The sequence below is a fragment of the Lysinibacillus sp. NPDC048646 genome (assembly GCF_050272295.1).
GTDB lineage: Bacteria > Bacillota > Bacilli > Bacillales_A > Planococcaceae > Lysinibacillus.
Genome location: NZ_JBNNLZ010000008.1, coordinates 108,611 through 126,066 on the forward strand (window position 1 = coordinate 108,611; position 17,456 = coordinate 126,066).

Below are 17,456 nucleotides of genomic sequence, written 5' to 3' on the forward strand. Positions count from 1 at the left end.
AGATAAAGTATTGCATTTGCTTTAGTTTATTAGATTTTTTTTAACGACATATTAATAGTAGGTTAATATTTTCTAAATATCTGGAATTTATAGTAGAGATAGACGAGGAGGATATGATGAAAATCTCAATGACAAATATAGAGAAAAAATATGGACAGTCTCAAGCACTGTGGCCCATTAATGTGGAATTAGACAGTAAGTTCATTACCATATTAGGACAATCAGGTTGTGGAAAGACAACATTATTAAAAATACTAGCAGGTCTTGAAAAACCAACAAATGGTGAAATCGCATTTGATGACACAATCATTTATTCTTCTAAGCTACGTAAAAATGTGAAACCCAATAAGCGCAATATCGCCATGGTTTTTCAAGATTTTGCCCTGTGGCCGCATATGACCATTTTCCAGAACATCGCTTTTGGTTTAAAGGGCATCGTGTCAAAAATAGAAATCCCAGAGCGGGTAGCATATGTCATGCGATTGGTGAACATGGAGGGTTTTGAAAAACGTAAACCGGGAGAATTATCAGGTGGACAACAGCAACGGGTAGCATTGGCACGAGCACTGGCCACAAATCCAAAGCTAATTCTATTTGATGAACCATTATCCGCTTTAGACGCAGTGCTACGAGAGAAAATGCAAGATGAAATTATGCATATTATTCATGAACTAGATTGCCAGGCGATTTTTGTGACACACGATCAAACAGAGGCAATGACGATGTCAGATCAAATAATTGTGATGGAGTCAGGAAGAATTGCGCAAATTGGTTCTCCGGAGGAAATCTATCATGCTCCAGCAACACCGTATGTTGCGGATTTTATTGGAAAAGTAAATTGGTTGGATAAAGGTAGCTGCATTGTGCGACCAGAGGGGGTATCGAGACAACAACACCCTGGAACCATTGCAAAACAAGCAATGATTGTGAAAAGTACCTTTGTTGGAGATCGTTATTTAGTGCAGGCACAGGTAGAAGGCATGCAATGGAGTTTTTATGAAGCTATGCCGCTCGAACATGGCAAGCAGCTTGAAGTTTTTGTAGATAAAAAACAAATTTATCAATTGGAGGGTTTACAGTGAAAATACGTTGCAAATTACTAGCAACTGCAGGAATTCTTTTGGCATTAACATTAGCCGGTTGTGGAAATAATCAATCAACGGAAAGTGTCAATAATGATGCGGCAAATGCAAAGCCGAAGGAAGTTCAAACGCTGACGGTCTATTCTGCTGGACCAGATGGTTTGGCTGCAAATATTCAGCAAGCCTTTGAAGAAAAAACAGGCATGAAAATAGAAATGTTTCAAGGAACGACTGGAAAAATTTTATCTCGCTTAGAAGCAGAAAAAAATAATCCTGTGGCTGATGTGGTTGTACTAGCTTCTGTTGCATCAATGGACGGATTAAAAGAATCAGATCAGCTGCAGAGCTATAAAGATGCTGAAAATGCAACTAAAATTAATCGCGATTGGTCGGATGCGGAAGGCTATTACTATGGCTATAGTGCATCTGCATTAGGGATTGCTTACAATACGAAAAATACGAAAGAAGCTCCGATAGAGTGGGCGGATTTAGCAAAATCGGAATGGCAAGATAAGATTAATATCCCTGACCCAAGTTTGTCAGGCTCTGCTGTAGATTTCCTTTTCGGCTATGCGGAGGCAGAAAAATCTGCTTGGGATACGATTCAATCATGGAAGAAGAATGGTCTACAAGTCAATGGGGCAAATAAGGAAGCGCTAGATGCGGTGATTACGGGGGACAAAAATGCAACTATCTCAGGTGTTGATTATATGGCCTATAAAGCAAAAGCTAGTGGTGAGCCAGTAGAAATTGTTTATCCGCAAAGTGGCACAGTTGTAAGTCCACGAGCGGTAGGCATTATGAAAGAGGCTAAGAATACTGAAGGTGCTAAAGCTTACGTGAATTTCTTACTGTCAGATGAAGGGCAAAAACTTGTCACAGATGCTTACTTACTACCCGGCAATAACGAAATTCCTGTAAAAGACCGTGCAGCATTAGCTGAAATTCCACAATTACCTGTGAACTGGAAAGGTGCAGAAGCAAAGCAATTGGATATTTTAACGAAATTTAATGATATTTTTCGATAAGAGGCCAATGGAGCGTGTCTAAAAGCATCATTGAAAAATAAGTATAAGTATTCCTAATAGAAGTATGCTTTATATCTTTTTTAAAAATTCGCGATACGCCTGCGGAACAGCGGGCTATACGATATCCCTCAGAAGCTATAACATCGAGGAGGCTTGCGAATCGCCTGTGGAAAGAGAGCGGATTTTTTGTAGCAAAATTTTAATAGCATACTCTTGCAAGGAATGGAGGAAGGAATGACGCAACAATGATAATGGAAGGCAGACGCACATTTGGAGCATTACTGACGATTGTCGCAACGTTTGCTATCGCGCCATTAATAGCTATTGTCTATTATACAGTTGTCCATGATGGGCATTTAGATGTTTCGCAGATTAATAGAATGTTTGACAATGATCGATTGTGGCATACTCTGGGCAATTCTTTATTATTAGGTATTTTAGTTATTTTGGGAACGACGATACTAGCATTACCAATGGCATTGATTCGCACAAAAACGAGTTTACATAAATTTGATTGGTTAGATATTATCCTAACGATTCCTTTTATGACACCACCTTATATTGGCTCTATGGGATGGATACTGTTTATGCAGAATAATGGCTTTTTACAGCAGTTAATGCCGAGTGCAACATGGATGTCCAATACCTTTTTCTCCTTATTTGGAATGGTCATGATTATGAGTCTACATCTGTTTCCTTTTTTATATTTAATGTTGAAAAATACATTACTAAGAATCAATGGTTCGTTTTTAGAGGCTGCACTTATTTTCGGACGTAACCCTTGGCGAAATTGGACAAAGGTTGTCTTGCCTTTACTGGTTTCCAGTTATGTTCTAGGAATATTGCTGATTTTCATCAAAACCTTAGCGGAATTTGGGACGCCCGCAACATTTGGAAGTCGCATTGGTTTTCAAGTTTTTACGACAGAAATCCACTCTTACCTTTCAAGATGGCCGGTAGATATAAGTATGGCGACATCACTTTCTTTGTTTTTACTTTCCGTGTGTCTAGTTATCTGGTATTTTCAAAATCTCATAGGACGCAAGTATACATATAGCGTGCTTTCTGGTAAAACCCCTGCTGTTCGCGAGATTAAAGATAAGTGGTATATCAAGCTAGGGTCATGGCTATTTGTAGGAATGGTGCTGCTATTTTCGATTGCTATTCCGTACTTTTCCATTATTGTGACATCATTGCAAAAAGTTCGAGGGAATGGTTTGAGTGCAGGCAATTTCAGTTTTGCGTCCTATCAGGCGGTGTTTACAAGTGGAAGCGCGGGATTATCAGCATTTCTAAATAGTATTGTTTTCTCAATACTGACAGCTATCGTTACGGCGATTCTTGGATTATTTATCGCGCTGTATATTAAAAAGGGAGAAACGAAAAAGCAGCAAGTGTTAGATTTCTTTAGTCTAATGCCGAATATCATACCAGGAATTGTCTTTGTCGTCGGTTTAATTATGTTCTGGAATGCACCTTGGTTACCAGCGACTATTTATAATACGAAGGCAATGGTAGTTGTGACGTATTGTGTGCTTTTCTTACCCTATTCTGTGCAGTATACAAAATCGTCTTTATCACAGTTAGATCAATCTATTTTTCAATCGGCCGCTATTTTTGGGCGTAGCAGTTGGAATATGTATCGCTTTATCTTAATCCCATTATTAATGCAGGGAATACTTACTGGCATGATGATGACCTTTATAATTTCGATGCGTGAGCTAGTAGCAGGGTTACTCATTTTACCACCCTCAGTTGAGACGGGGGCAACATTTATCTACAGTCAATTTGAGCAAGGAAACGTTGGCGTAGGAATGGCTGTTGCAGTGATTACAGTCGCTATGACCGTCATTTTCATGTTTGTATTAGATTGGCTTCAAAAACGGGGAGGACAGGCAAGTGCTTAAAGTAGAAATTTTAGGGGGAGTTGGGGAGTATGGGCGCAACTGCTTTTATCTCGAAAAAGAGGGGCGTGCCATTCTACTCGATTGTGGTGTGATGAATAATCATGAAAAATCTTCCCCTGATTTAACTCAAGCCCATGTGGCCAAGCTAGAAGCTGTGTTTATCTCTCATTCACATATTGATCATGTGGGTGCTCTCCCATTACTTGAGAAGTGGGGCTATACCGGACAGTTATTCATGAGTAAAATGACAGCGCAACAACTTATGAGAATATAATAATTTTTCAGCCAGAGTCCATTGGCAATTGGATAACGATTAGCGATAGTCTTTCCTTTCAATGGGGTTATAGTGGTCATCTAATAGGGAGTGTGTGGTACAAAATTCGATTTTTAGAGGAGGTGATATTTTTCTCAGGAGATTATGTTGTGGATTCCTATCTAGTAAAGGCTACTCTTCCTAAAGAGGATGGGATGGCGTATGATGTAGCATTTATAGATAGCGGACATATTGAGAAACGGATAAAAAATGTAGCAGTGTTGCAGCAAATAACTGATTTTATCAATGCCAATCAAAGTTGCTCAATTATTTTTCCCTCTTCTTTTTCAGGGAAAACCGCGGATATTGCTGTTTATCTTTTTCAGCATACGGCAAGAGAAGTGCGTGTAGACAATGAATTCTTATCCTTTTTTGAAGATTATAACGATGCGCCGGAAAATGTGTTGTCTTCTTCGTATAACACAATCTTGAAATCATTTAAGAACGATTGCTTGCAGAACAAGGCAGTGGGTGATAATGCTATCTATTTTATCCCCGAGCGTGACGAATCAGCAATATCGAAGCTACTTTTCGAATTGCCAACAGCCATTGTCATCTTTACTGGCTACTGTAAGAAAGGCAGTTATGTTCAACAATTAGCGCAAGATCGAGCGATGCAGTTTTTTTACAAAACACATCCTGATTATCATGATATCATAGCGCTTTCAAAGAAAATAAACGCGCATAGAATCATCTATTTTCACAGTCAGTTAACAACGAAAGAAACGACACTTTTAACAATCATAGGAAATGAGGATGACATGTATGATGAATCTTGTTAAGAAATTGGCCCTGCAACTAAGCCTAATCGGTGTGGTATTACTCAGCATTGGCGTGATGGGTGTCACACAGGCGAAAGCAGCAATCGAACCTGGTCATGAGATTAAATATAATATTAAATCGGAGCTATTCAATGAATCTAACATCTTCAATACTTTCACTGCGACTAAAAAAGATGAAGTGAAAATTTACTACTTCGATACACCGAATAAGGATTTTTTAAGTGCAGACTATAACAACCGCTTACGTGTCTATAAGGATAGCAATAAAATGGATATTACGTATAAAAAAAGATTTCTAAATACATCGCTTGAAGAGGCACTTGCCATCACAGCAAATCATGGATTTACGGGCACGGAGTCTAACTACAAATTTGAAATGGATATTAAGGGTGGCAATCGTACGTTCGCAATAAGTCGAAAAGAATCGTTAAAGGCAACGTCTAAAGTTTCATACGAGACAGTGGATACAAGTGCTGCTAAGAAATTAGTTTTAGAAAATGTTCCGAAGAAAATTTTAAATTGGGATTCGGAAGCATGGTATACCAACACATTATCACAGGCTGTCGTTTATGGTCCTGCAAAAGCGACAACGTATAAAGGCAGCTATGCAGGCTATGAGGCAGATATTGAAGTTTGGAACTATCAAGGAGAAGTCATGGTGGAACTATCTACGAAAGAAAACGATGCTTCCAAAGCTGCTATCATTGAAAAAGTATGGCATGATCATTTACTAGCGGCAGGCTATTTAAGTGCCGATCAGCGTGGGAAAACTGCATTTGTAATGGACAAGTAAAGCATGTAGAGCTTTCTCAATGGGAATGACTGTAAATGCTCTGAACAAAACGATTTTTTATGAATTTATTTTTAGCATTTTCTCCAAGGGAATTGACGAGGGAGCTTTTTATAAAGCTCCTTTCTGAATTGAAGACAAAAGGTTACGGGAATGCTGATCATTCCCGTAACCTCTTGATTTTTTCTGTAAATTTCATTCAAATGACGTATTCGTTTGTAAAGTCAGTGTCTTTTATGAGCACTGCTTACACTGTTTGTAATTTCGCCAATGTCCAAGTAGCGAATTTCTTCAAATTCATGGCAGCTGACCCGAGCGAAAGTTGCTTGTAGCCGAGCGTTATGGCAGCTGACCCGAGCCTATGTTGGAGCGTAGCGACGAGGCGACTGAAGCTATGCCTGCGAAAAGCGTCCGCCGCAGCGGAAATCAACGGGTTCATTTAAAAGTATCACTTGTCCCGTAATAAATCTGATGTCGTAAAGAGAGACTATAAACATTCCTAGCAATAAAATTGTGGCATGGTGTATGAGGGAAATAAAAACACGGGAAAAATTTGTTCTAACTTTTTCAATTTAGCTTACACTTACTATAGGACGAACTTAGCATGGAGCAAGGAGGAAATGACATAGCGAAAAAAATGGGCATTGTCGCGCTATTACTATTTGGAGTGTATGTTCTTTGTATGTATTGGTATATTTTTCATGGCGGTGATGGCACAATACCACAAGCATTAAAAGGAACAGTTGCGGATCCAGCAATGTTTATGTCTGAGCGAGAACTATACTTAAGTGGTGAATATTCGAAAATACGAAATTTCCTATTCTTTGTGGCTACACCTTTTGAATGGCTTGTTTATCTCGTTATATTATTAATGGGATTATCACGTTATTTTGAGAAGGTTTCGACAGCACAAACGAAATGGAAAATTGTTCAAAATGCAGCTTATTTGTTTTTATTATCGATTGTGCTTTATGTAGTACTATATCCAATCGAATATTATCGTTATTATCTAAGTAAAAGCTATGGCATAAGTACACAAGGTTTTTCTTCATGGATGCGAGATGGTGTCATTGATTTTTGGGTGAACTTTGGGATGACCTTCCTTATTGTGTCCGTACTCTATTGGCTCATCAGAAAGAGTGCTAAGAGATGGTGGTTGTATGCGTGGTTATTAACGATTCCATTTACGATTTTTGTCATGTTTATCCAACCAGTTGTCATTGATCCGTTATACAATGATTTTTATCCGCTGAAAAATAAAGAGCTGGAGACCAAAATCTTAGCAGTTGCTGAACAAGCCAATATTCCAGCAGAGCATGTTTATGAAGTCAATATGGCGGCAAAGACCAATGCTTTAAATGCCTATGTGACGGGGGTTGGTAGCAATTCGAGAATTGTGTTGTGGGATACAACTTTAAATCGCCTATCTGACAATGAAATTTTGTTCATTATGGCACATGAGATGGGACATTACGTAGAGAAGCATATTTATTTTGGAATCGCAGGCTATCTTTTAATGACATTGATAGGTCTGTGGCTGACATCGAAATGTATGAGATGGCTCATTACGCGCTATGGACACATATTAAAAATTACTAAAATCAGCGACATTCATTCGTTACCATTGTTTCTACTCATTACATCTATTTTATTATTTGCATCGAGTCCACTATCTACCTATATATCAAGATATCAGGAAACAAGAGCAGACCAGTATGCAATCGCATTAATGGGGGATCAGGCGTCCGCAGTGACCGCATTCCAAAAGCTAACCAAATCTGGCCTCAGTGAAGTCAATCCACAGCTTCTTGTAAAATGGTTCCGATATACCCATCCGCCTATGCTCGACCGTATTTATAAGGTGGCTGAAAAAGATGGACAGCAACAAGGAACACCAATTAAAGAAGAACAGAAAAAAGAAGAGCCAAAGAAATAAATACCCAAGTGCGGTTGTTGTGGTAAGAAAGGATTTATGCAGGTTTTTCAGGCGAATAAGTTGGGTATTCTAAGGATAAGATGTATCAAAACTTGTTCGTTTTAGAATGGTGGGGGACTTTTTATGCGCAATATTGTCATTATTACGCTGGCATCCATATTAGTAGGCTTTGCTTATAATCTTTTGTTAATTCCCCATGAAATTTTGAGTGGCGGATTAAGCGGGATTGCCATCATGCTTGGGATTGTCACACCTTTGAATACAGGGATATTGAATCTTTTATTAAATTTACCATTGCTGATTATAGGTGTTATGAAGTTGGGCAAACGTTTTATAGGGTATACGATTCTTTCAGTAGTCGTTTTGTCAGTAAGCCTTTATGTTATTCCCATCTATAAAGCAACACAGGAGCCAATTCTTGCATCTTTGTTTGGTGGTGTCATTGTGGGCTTTGGAGCCGGTATGATTTTTCGTGCCTCTGGTTCTTCAGGGGGCTTTGATATTGTAGCCATGTTGTTAAGTCGCAAACGAGATTTTCCATTAGGCGTGTTACTTTCTGGGATGAATGCAGTCGTTGTTGCGATTTCTGGATTTGTTTTTAGCTGGGATGCCGCTTTACTTACGCTCGTATCCATTTATGCGACTGGGAAGGTTGTAGACACAATTCATACGAGTCATATTAAATTAACACTGATGATTATCACAGGTAAAGGGGAAGAAGTAAGGCAACAGCTGTTAGCGAAGCTTCCTCGAGGGGTAACGATTATTGACGCCAAAGGAGCCTACTCAGGGGAGGGGCGTAAAGTACTAATTACTGTTATAACACGCTACCAGCTTGCTGAAGTGAAAAGTATGATTAAAGAAACAGATAACAAAGCATTTGTGAATATTCTACAAACGACCGAAGTGATCGGTATGTTTGATCGCGTCTCCAAATGAGCAATTGTGCTGTTTATGAAAGAGGATTTAACATTATTTTACAGATGTTTGCTGTCGCGAAAGCGAAGTTTCAACCACAACATACAAACTCTTGCTAAATACAGAAGGCGTCAAATACGCGCAGTTACAATTGATTAAACACACGTTACGGATTATAATAGTTATAATCGAACGTGTGTTTTTATACTAGTATTTTTGAAATGGAGTGAAACCAATGGACAAGGACACGATACATAATTATTGTTTAAAGCTTACAGGAACATCACATGATTATAAAGTAGAGTGGGCGGCAGATCGTTATCAAATTGGGGATAAGCTCTATGCCATGATCGGCGGAAATGCCACAGGAAAGCCAGTTCTCACATTAAAATGCGAACCTATTCGTGCGGAGGAGCTAAGAGAAACCTATGAGGATATCATCCCTGGTTATTATATGAATAAAACACATTGGAACTCTATTTACATGAATTCAAATATACCGATGGATGTAGTTGAACATCTTATTCAGCATTCATATGATTTAGTTTTCGGAAAGCTGCCAAAAAAAGTGCAACAACAAATGATTGCGCGAAAGGAACAATGATTTCTTCAAAAATAAAATCCCATCTATTTATTTGGATGGGGTACTGAAAAAGTCCATAAAAAATTTTAGCCATAGCGGAAACGATTAATCGTTTCTGCCATGGCTTTTTCTTCGATGCCGTTGATTTCCGTTTCGGCGGACGCTTTCCTGAGGGCGAACCTTGAGCCTCCTCGTCGCTAACGCTCCTGCGGGGTCTCAAGCTGTTCGCTAGTCCCCCAAGGAGTCGCCGTCTGCACTTCAATCAACTAATTTTATCGTTTTTCTGAGTTTTTCATTCTTTCCGATTCAAATTCCCTATGCTAGTTTTAGTTTTTTGGAGAATTATAACCTTGCTCGCCAAAGGGTTGTAGCTTGTCGAGCCATTTTTGCTCAAGCTTTTCGAGTTCTTTTTTAGCATCGAAATAACCTTCTTCTTTTTTCTTTAAATACTCAACAACTTCAATTTCAAAAGCCTCCATACCGAATGTATTGTAGTCAGCCTGCAATGCCTTATTGCTGTGTGTATTTGTTTTTAGCATAAACTGGAAACCGTTTAAACGTTTTAAATTATTGAAGCTACTAACAAACACTTTGTTATTTTGTTTGTTGGTCATCGTGAAAACACCAGCTTCAATTTTTATTTCTTTATAGGACTCTTTCAATTCTTTTTTATGATCCACTCTAAACCCTACTCTCTTATTTTTTTACCCAATAAGCACTGCCATCATCTTTGCGATTCATGAATCCATATTCAATTAAATAGCGCCGTATTTGCACAAAGTCCTCGTAAACAGGCTGAAGAATCGCATTTAATTCTTTTTCTGTATACTGTTTTGACTCATCCAGAAGTTTTGTAATGGCTCGAAGTACAACAATTTTATGCTTTTCCCGTTTTGGGAAGCGGACAAGCTCTTTGTCAAGACCATGAGGGAAGTATTTTTCAAGTAACTGTTGTTCTTCCACAAGTGTAATATTATAGCGATCATCTACCATCGTTGCAGTTTTGTGAATGGGCACAAAAGAATCGCCTTTTTGATCTTGCTCTTTTAATAACTCCATCATTGCAAGGAATGTTTTTGCTTGACGTTCTTTTTCCTTTAAAGCAAAACGGTGGTGACGAATAGTTGTCGCACTGCCTATTTCTAACTCTTCTTTAATTTCTTGATCCGTTTTACCTTCATAAAATAGGCGCAAAATATGGCTTTGATGATCCGTTAAGCCTGTCATTTTTTTATTCAATCCATTTAGGTAATGAAAAACGGATTGGTGCGTTGCACTGATATGATGTTGCATATATTTTTCAGCCTCATAAAATACATCCTCGTGCGGATAAATAATTCCTTTTTCGATTGTCTCTCCACAAAGCAAGCAAGTGAAGATGGTGCCTTCATCTGTATAGCCTTGCTTTATATCACCGATTGAAGCTTGCCAAAATTTTTGAGATAAATCCATATAGCTCATCCTTTATATAATGTTATTTTACTTACAAACAATATATCAAAATGTTTGTATAAAAACAACGAAAAAGTATTTTTGTTTGTATTTATATTTATTTTAGTAAATGACGGTGAATAAGCATATTCTTACATGAGTGTCATATTATACAGAGATAAACCGAATACTAAGCGGATTTTCTAAGTTAGGCGCTTATCATAGGTTTGGTATTCAAAAAAACATATAGATAACAAGACAATTAAAATGGGGGGTAAAAAAATGAATAAAGAACTTCTACTTTCATTAATAAATAAAGTTATAAGAGTAGATCGTGGAGGACCTGAGTCACGAATTGGAAAGTTACTATCGGCAGAAGATGACCATATTGCATTACTGACTGAAACAGATGGCGTTGTTTATTACAAAACGCAACACATTAAGAGTATTACGGTTGATTCAAAAGATGGTATGGAATTTAACGTAGAAATCCCAGAGAATTTTGAGTATTCAATTGCTGAAGATTTTAAATCCATCGTAGGGAGTTTAAAGCATCAGTGGGTGAAAGTTAATCGTGGAGGTCCCGAAATGTTAGAGGGCGTCATGGATGATGTTACGGATGATTTTATTACGATTATTTCGAAAGAAGAAATAATCCGTCTTGCTATGTTCCATGTAAGAAACATTAGCTATTCTGTAAAAGTTGAAAAAGAAGAAAATAAGAATGAAAAAAAGGATAGTAATGACAACGACAACGACAACAACGGTGATAATAACAATAGAGCATCTGAAGCAATGCAAAATAAAAACCGTAATACGAAAAATAACAGAAGAAGATAATACAAGTAATGATCAGCAGTATTATAGAGGACGAGAGGAGGGGGAAGGTGAAAAAGCAGATTCAATACCTTGATAAAGAAATTATTAAGATAGAAATTCCAGGTAAAAAAACGCTTAAAGGAATTATTGTTGAAGTAGGTAGTGATGTTTTTGTCCTTTTCGATGGCAAAGACTATTTTTACATCCCGATTGCTCATATCCATCAATTTCAGATTGATTATGTCAATGAAGACGGCATTAGTATGCCTTCAGAGACCACGGGATTGTTAAACAAAACGCAAGATGAACTAACATTTGACAGGGTTCTTGCACTTGCTGTGGATATTTATAGCGAAATCTATGTGACGGGTAATCAATCCCTCCATGGATATATTTCTAATATAATGAGTGACTACTTTGTATTCCAATCCCCCGTATATAAAACAATGTATATTGGAATAGAACATTTAAAATGGCTGATTCCATATAATCACACCGAAAAACCGTATGGATTATCTAAACAAGATTTCACAATACAATCTATACCACAAGAATTGCCAAATACATTCCAAATGCAAATTGAAACGATGAAAGATAAATTTGTTGTCTTTAATTTAGGAGAGAAGGAAAATCATAGCGGAAGTGTGAGGGCAATTAAGGGGCAGTTTGTTGAGCTGCAAACAGCAAGAGCAAATGCTAATTTTCTCAATCTTTTGCATATCAAAACCATACATTATTAAGGATAATTGGTTATCCTTAAAACATAAAAAAGCATGTTTTGGATAACGGTTACTTAGCAAGTACCGAAGACGAAGACATGCTTTTTTTTATTATTTATTCTTCTTTATAAAAATAATGATTGATAGCATTGCTAGCACGACGATGGTTACTAAAATAACGAGTAAACTAGTTGTCGAGCTCAGTAAATTTCCATTAAGGTCATAAACAATACCGTAATTCACCTTATATGTTGCCACATGTGTAACAGGTACACCGTCAAACACCTTCGTGATGGAGTTCTCCATAAAGGCATTTCGTAATAGTAATGTTGTATGACTGATTGGGAAGTACATGACAAGATTTTGAGCAAAGCTTGGTAGGACGCCAACAGGTACGTAGACACCACATAAAAAACCGAGTGCTGTACCGACAATTGTACTAAGTGTGGAAAAAGAATTTTGTGTGTGTACAAATAGGACGAGAAAAACATTAAAAACGCTGGCCAGTAACACGGATAACAGTAAAATGCCAACTACTTTGATTAAAGCGCCAAAGTTAAGTAGTTCGCCGCCAGTCGCCACAATGAAAATTTCACAGCCGATCAGGGCGATGAAAGAGAAGATACAGCCAATGACAAATGCATTCAATACATAGCTAAACTGAATCGTTGCCCGTGAGATAGGTGCTGTTAAAAAATCTGCCGTTGCCTTCGATTCTGTATCTTTCACGGCAATGCCAAATGCGGCCAATGTTGTGGAGACAGCAATCATGGATAATAGACCTGCCACAAGCCATTCATTGACCATCGTCACCATTCCAGGTGTAGCCTCAGTCATTTGCTCAATCGCATCTATTTGCATTTTTTGAAGAAAGACAGCGTATAGGACGATTACGATAATAACGGATAGCAGTGAGAAGAAGACTTGTGTTTTATCACGTCTGAACACTTTGTTGTTTCGCTGTACTAAGCTAATTAATGCTTCCATTAAGCTACATCTCCTTCCGCCATAATATGAATGAAGACGTCATCCATAGTGCCTTTGATGACCTCAAAGGAGGCTATAAGTGGTTCTGCACTTTTTAATAGCGTGAGCGCGTGAAGAGTTGACGTCACTCGAACAGCGAAGATACCTTGCTTTTCTGTGTAAACGATGGCATTTTCTTGGAGCCAATTTTCCCCTTTCGCAATATCATGAAAAACAAGCGCCATCTGATCGTAGGCATATTGCGTCTTCAGTGCATCAGGTGTGCCCTCAGCCACAATTTGACCTTCTTTTAACACGATAACCTGATGGGCCACAGCCGCTTCCTCCATATAATGTGTTGTTAGAAATACGGTCATATTGGTTTCAGTTTGGAGCTGCTTAATGGCTTGCCAAACGAATTGGCGAGTTTGTGGATCGAGACCTGTTGTAGGTTCATCTAAAAATAAAATTTGTGGCCGATGAATGAGTGCTCTTGCGATGTCAGCGCGTCGCTTTTGACCGCCTGATAATGTGCCGTATTTTCGTTTTTCTATATCTTTCAAATGTAAGTAATTTGAAACGAATTGATAGTTTGCTGCAAGCTCAGTTTTTGATAGTCCGTACGTTTTTCCTCGATGGATAATGTTTTCATGCACCGTTAATCGTTCGTCGAGTAAGCTTTGCTGGAAGACAACACCGATGGATTTTCGAATTTCTGCATTATGATTATTTTGATCGAGTGTATGACCGTTAATGCGAACGGCGCCACTTGATTTTTTTAATAAAGTACATAATATTTCTATAGTCGTTGATTTACCAGCACCATTCGCCCCTAAAAAGGCGAAGAGGGAGCCTTGCTCGACCGTAAAGGAAATGCCTTTTACGGCCCCATGTTCACCGTATTGCTTGCGTAAATTATCTACTTGAATAGCAAATTTCATCATGTTTAGTTCTTCCTTTTTTGTATGGCATTATTGATTTCTTGAATATCAATTTTTTGTAGTACATATAAAATGCACCAGACGATGAAGTAAATGATGACCTCAGAGATAAACACATAGAAAATGCTAGAATGTTCAAACCAACGGCCGAAGTAGCCAGCTGTGAAAACGCAAAGTGTAACCGCACTAAAGTGAAGAGTAAGTTGAATTGTAAATAATAAACGCTCTAATTCAAAAATTAGGGATAGTAGGCCAATGACAATACCAAGTATAGCGGCGATCATAATTTGCTCTAGTAATTCCGGTCCTGTAACCACTGTATTTTTAGATACTATACTCAGTGTTACAAGGATGTAGGAAGAGCTAAGTGAAATCAGTAGACCGATAATCATCATGCTTAAAATTCTCATGTTATAAATCCCTCCCAATACCTAATTGGCGCTTTAATTCTTTTAAATATTTACGGCTGACATGAATGGACACATCGTTATCGAGGAGTAATTCTGTTGCGCCAATTTTGCCCATCTGAATAGAAGTAATTTTATTAATATTGACGAGTGTTGATTTACTCACTCTAGCAAAGTCTTTTGCCAGTTGCGTTTCAAGCTCATATAATTTGCGCTTCGATTCGAATTCCTGTTCTTCTGTTTGCAAAAACACCTTAGCGCCCTCTGCATAAATTGAATAAATATCAGTAATTTTCAATAGGTGAATTTCCTGCTGCAAATAGCCGTCAAGCATCGTCGTTTGGGCTATTTGCAATTGCTTCATTAGTTTTTCAATTTGCTCATTGTATTCCTTCGCGTGTATATGAATCTCTGTTTCTTCAAGCGCGTTATTAATCGTTAAATGAATTTTCATAGGAGGCCCCCTTACAATCAATTACATCTTAACGTAACTGTCCCTGCATTCTTGCTGATAGCTACCATCTAGTGAATCAGGATAATATTAATGTAGCATAGAAATTTTTGGATAGGATAGATTCTTCAATAAGAGGTTGTAATTAATTCATAACAGGTTCGTTTTTAAACATATGGTGCGACTTGAAATGTGGTGAAGTGGTAAATTGACTTTGTTCACTGCATAATGGAACTATTCACGTCGTAAGGGGGTGCTTGATATGTATGAGTTTTTTAAGCCAATGTTCATGACATTATGTATTGGGTTTATAGGGGCGCTTATTTTTCAGTTTTTACATATTCCGATGCCGTGGTTACTTGGGGCCATTACAGCAGTGCTTTGTGTACAGCTATTTACAAAAGTTCAATTGAAATGGCATAAACATTTTCGCAATTTTGGTTTAGTCGTTGCGGGCTATTCCATTGGCTTTGCTTTTACGCCACAAGCGGTTCAGGATATTAAGCAGTTTTTAGGCAGTATGATTGTGCTGAATGTGATCTTTATCGTGTTGTTTCTTGCTATTAGTTTTTTAGTAGCAAGACGAACGGATCTAGATTTCCCGACGGCCTTGACATGCTGCGTACCTGGGGGAATGGCACAAGTTGTTGCCTTCGCTGAGGAGCAGGGGGATATGGATATTGCCGTTATTACATTTTATCAGGTTTTGCGTGTGCTACTGATTGTTGGCTTTGTGCCATTAATGGTGGCAGGCTCTAGTGAGAATGCTATGATTGTAGATGGCGGCTGGACATGGGGACTAGCAGGCTTTCTTGCTATTTGTGGACTTGCGGGCTGGCTTGCACAATGGGGGAGAATCCCGACAGGCTATATGCTTGGGCCAGTATTTTTACTAATGGGTTTGAATTTAGTTGGGCTTGATGTACCTAAAATGCCATTGTCCCTTCTTCATATTGCGCAGCTATTTATTGGAATTTATATTGGGCTTTTATTGAAAAAAGAAGATTTACATTTGTCGAGGAAGCATGTGTTTTATGCATTTGTATCAGCGGGAATTTTTATCGGTACTGCCTATGGTTTAACTTTTATCTTGAAGAGATTGTACGAGCTTGATTTTCAAACAGGTTTTTTAAGTATTGTACCAGGTGGGCTTGACCAAATGGGGATTATTGCCGCTTCCGTTCACGCAAATGTAACCGTAGTCACAGCATTTCAGCTATTCAGGTTACTGATTGTATCCATTTTACTTGTCCCTTTAGTGAAGGTGTTCGTGAAAAAGGTGAAAACCTAAAAAGGCTGTTGATTACAGATATTAAGCCACTTCACGAAAGAAAGATTGTTCATCTATCAGCTATCTGATAGATGAACAACCTTATGATGATTAGTATTTATTAATCAGCGTGAAAAGAGCTAATCGCTGATAGGACCTTCAATATCGCTGATAGACCCGCTACTTCCGCTGATAGCGCCTTAAATATCGCCGATAGAACAACATCTATCTTCGCTGAAAGATCTTTATTATTAGTACTACTTTGAAGTGAATATGCTCAATGAGAAGTTAGTATTTAAACTGACGGATTAAATTTTGTAGCGTTTCTGCATTTTTTGTAAGCTGTGTTGCTGCGTTACTAATGTCCTCCATTGAATAGAGGTTTGCCTCAGTAATCTGTGTGACTACTTTTGACTGCTCGTGGGCATCTACTGCAATTTCAGCCATAATTTGTGTCGAGGCATTAGCTTGCTCAATGCGAGCATATAATTCCTCGGCAATGCCAGAAACCTCTCGAATTTTACTAGTGACAAGTGAAACTTTTGTCGTAATGTCTTCAAATGAAACGTTTGTTGTATGAACAACCTCAACACTCGAAGTTGCTTCTTTTTCACTAAGTTGCATTTGCTCGCTTGCTTCTTTGGAAAGCTGCTGCATGGTATGAATAGTGTCAGTGATTTGAGCAGCGGATGTTTTAGATTGTTCAGCTAATTTACGAACTTCTTCTGCTACAACTGCAAAGCCCTTTCCATGCTCACCAGCACGAGCCGCTTCTATCGAGGCGTTTTAGTGCAAGTAAGTTTGTTTGGTCAGCTATTGCATGAATGACTTCGACGATCGCCTATTTTATTTGCGTGTGTGTCAAGTGATGTAATGGAATTTGCACTCTTCTGAACCGCTGCTGTCATGGCATGCATTTGAGTCTGCATTGCTTGTGCAGAATCTTCACCATGTTGCGCTGTGTCAAAGGCATCCGATGTATAAATTGAGACTTCACTATTTGTTTCCGTTACAAGTTGAATACCACCTGCAATGTCCTGCATGGCTTCCACGTTTTCGTTGGCACTATGTTTTTGTGTACTGGCACCATTTGCTAATTCCACCATTTTGGCC

Annotated in this window: 20 protein-coding genes; 12 read left to right on the forward strand and 8 right to left on the reverse strand. The window is 38.3% G+C overall.

Going from position 1 to position 17,456, the window contains the following annotated elements; all coding sequences use genetic code 11:
• Positions 1-116: 116 nt before the first annotated feature.
• The 9 genes from ACQKII_RS11320 to ACQKII_RS11360 all read left to right on the forward strand — a co-directional run bounded on the left by ACQKII_RS11320 (position 117) and on the right by ACQKII_RS11360 (position 9,360).
• Positions 117-1,082 (forward strand): ABC transporter ATP-binding protein, encoded by a 966-nt coding sequence (locus ACQKII_RS11320; RefSeq protein WP_427459373.1) that lies wholly within the window; start codon positions 117-119, stop codon positions 1,080-1,082.
• Positions 1,079-2,110, forward strand: a complete 1,032-nt coding sequence (locus tag ACQKII_RS11325) for an ABC transporter substrate-binding protein (RefSeq protein WP_427459248.1) — start codon at positions 1,079-1,081, stop codon at positions 2,108-2,110. The genes ACQKII_RS11320 and ACQKII_RS11325 overlap by 4 nt, the downstream gene beginning before the upstream one ends.
• Before the next feature lie 245 nt (positions 2,111-2,355).
• Entirely contained in the window at positions 2,356-4,017 is a 1,662-nt protein-coding gene (locus tag ACQKII_RS11330) for an ABC transporter permease (protein WP_427459250.1), read from the forward strand.
• A complete protein-coding gene (locus tag ACQKII_RS11335) occupies positions 4,010-4,291 on the forward strand; it encodes an MBL fold metallo-hydrolase (RefSeq protein ID WP_427459252.1) in 282 nt (93 codons plus the stop codon). Before ACQKII_RS11330 ends, ACQKII_RS11335 begins: the two co-directional genes overlap by 8 nt.
• Before the next feature lie 149 nt (positions 4,292-4,440).
• Positions 4,441-5,112: a hypothetical protein gene (locus ACQKII_RS11340; protein WP_427459254.1), complete on the forward strand. Its 672-nt coding sequence runs from the start codon at positions 4,441-4,443 to the stop codon at positions 5,110-5,112.
• Positions 5,096-5,905 carry a hypothetical protein gene (locus tag ACQKII_RS11345; RefSeq protein WP_427459256.1) on the forward strand — a complete coding sequence of 270 codons (810 nt, stop codon included), beginning with the start codon at positions 5,096-5,098 and terminating at the stop codon, positions 5,903-5,905. Before ACQKII_RS11340 ends, ACQKII_RS11345 begins: the two co-directional genes overlap by 17 nt.
• Before the next feature lie 622 nt (positions 5,906-6,527).
• Positions 6,528-7,838, forward strand: a complete 1,311-nt coding sequence (locus ACQKII_RS11350; RefSeq protein WP_427459374.1) for a M48 family metallopeptidase — start codon at positions 6,528-6,530, stop codon at positions 7,836-7,838.
• A 123-nt stretch (positions 7,839-7,961) separates the two neighbouring features.
• Positions 7,962-8,777, forward strand: a complete 816-nt coding sequence (locus ACQKII_RS11355; protein ID WP_427459258.1) for a YitT family protein — start codon at positions 7,962-7,964, stop codon at positions 8,775-8,777.
• Positions 8,778-8,991: 214 nt separating this feature from the next.
• Positions 8,992-9,360, forward strand: a complete 369-nt coding sequence (locus ACQKII_RS11360; protein WP_427459260.1) for an MmcQ/YjbR family DNA-binding protein — start codon at positions 8,992-8,994, stop codon at positions 9,358-9,360.
• Between the two features lie 305 nt (positions 9,361-9,665).
• Here ACQKII_RS11360 and ACQKII_RS11365 read toward each other — a convergent pair whose 3' ends face one another.
• Positions 9,666-10,019, reverse strand: a complete 354-nt coding sequence (locus ACQKII_RS11365; RefSeq protein ID WP_427459262.1) for a GIY-YIG nuclease family protein — start codon at positions 10,017-10,019, stop codon at positions 9,666-9,668.
• Between the two features lie 16 nt (positions 10,020-10,035).
• Positions 10,036-10,791: a DUF2087 domain-containing protein gene (locus ACQKII_RS11370; RefSeq protein WP_427459264.1), complete on the reverse strand. Its 756-nt coding sequence runs from the start codon at positions 10,789-10,791 to the stop codon at positions 10,036-10,038.
• Between the two features lie 261 nt (positions 10,792-11,052).
• On the opposite strand from ACQKII_RS11370, the gene ACQKII_RS11375 reads away from it, so the two are divergent.
• Both ACQKII_RS11375 and ACQKII_RS11380 read left to right on the forward strand, forming a co-directional pair.
• Positions 11,053-11,610, forward strand: coding sequence for a hypothetical protein (locus tag ACQKII_RS11375; protein ID WP_427459266.1), 558 nt, complete (start codon positions 11,053-11,055; stop codon positions 11,608-11,610).
• A 47-nt stretch (positions 11,611-11,657) separates the two neighbouring features.
• Positions 11,658-12,329: a DUF2642 domain-containing protein gene (locus ACQKII_RS11380; RefSeq protein ID WP_427459268.1), complete on the forward strand. Its 672-nt coding sequence runs from the start codon at positions 11,658-11,660 to the stop codon at positions 12,327-12,329.
• Positions 12,330-12,419: 90 nt separating this feature from the next.
• Here the strand turns inward: ACQKII_RS11380 and ACQKII_RS11385 are convergent, their stop codons facing one another.
• Genes ACQKII_RS11385 through ACQKII_RS11400 form a run of 4 tightly spaced genes read right to left on the reverse strand, consistent with a single transcriptional unit; the run spans position 12,420 to position 15,076 of the window.
• Positions 12,420-13,295 carry an ABC transporter permease gene (locus ACQKII_RS11385; RefSeq protein WP_427459270.1) on the reverse strand — a complete coding sequence of 292 codons (876 nt, stop codon included), beginning with the start codon at positions 13,293-13,295 and terminating at the stop codon, positions 12,420-12,422.
• Complete coding sequence (locus ACQKII_RS11390; RefSeq protein WP_427459376.1) at positions 13,295-14,215, reverse strand: ATP-binding cassette domain-containing protein; 921 nt, start codon at positions 14,213-14,215, stop codon at positions 13,295-13,297. The genes ACQKII_RS11385 and ACQKII_RS11390 overlap by 1 nt, the downstream gene beginning before the upstream one ends.
• A gap of 5 nt (positions 14,216-14,220) precedes the next feature.
• Positions 14,221-14,625 (reverse strand): DUF3021 domain-containing protein, encoded by a 405-nt coding sequence (locus ACQKII_RS11395; RefSeq protein WP_427459272.1) that lies wholly within the window; start codon positions 14,623-14,625, stop codon positions 14,221-14,223.
• Between the two features lies 1 nt (position 14,626).
• Entirely contained in the window at positions 14,627-15,076 is a 450-nt protein-coding gene (locus ACQKII_RS11400; protein ID WP_427459274.1) for a LytTR family DNA-binding domain-containing protein, read from the reverse strand.
• A 259-nt stretch (positions 15,077-15,335) separates the two neighbouring features.
• On the opposite strand from ACQKII_RS11400, the gene ACQKII_RS11405 reads away from it, so the two are divergent.
• A complete protein-coding gene (locus ACQKII_RS11405) occupies positions 15,336-16,364 on the forward strand; it encodes an AbrB family transcriptional regulator (protein ID WP_427459276.1) in 1,029 nt (342 codons plus the stop codon).
• Positions 16,365-16,631: 267 nt separating this feature from the next.
• Here the strand turns inward: ACQKII_RS11405 and ACQKII_RS11410 are convergent, their stop codons facing one another.
• Both ACQKII_RS11410 and ACQKII_RS11415 read right to left on the reverse strand, forming a co-directional pair.
• Complete coding sequence (locus tag ACQKII_RS11410; RefSeq protein ID WP_427459378.1) at positions 16,632-17,120, reverse strand: methyl-accepting chemotaxis protein; 489 nt, start codon at positions 17,118-17,120, stop codon at positions 16,632-16,634.
• 32 nt (positions 17,121-17,152) lie between these two features.
• A complete protein-coding gene (locus ACQKII_RS11415; protein ID WP_427459278.1) occupies positions 17,153-17,449 on the reverse strand; it encodes a hypothetical protein in 297 nt (98 codons plus the stop codon).
• Between the last annotated feature and the right edge of the window lie 7 nt (positions 17,450-17,456).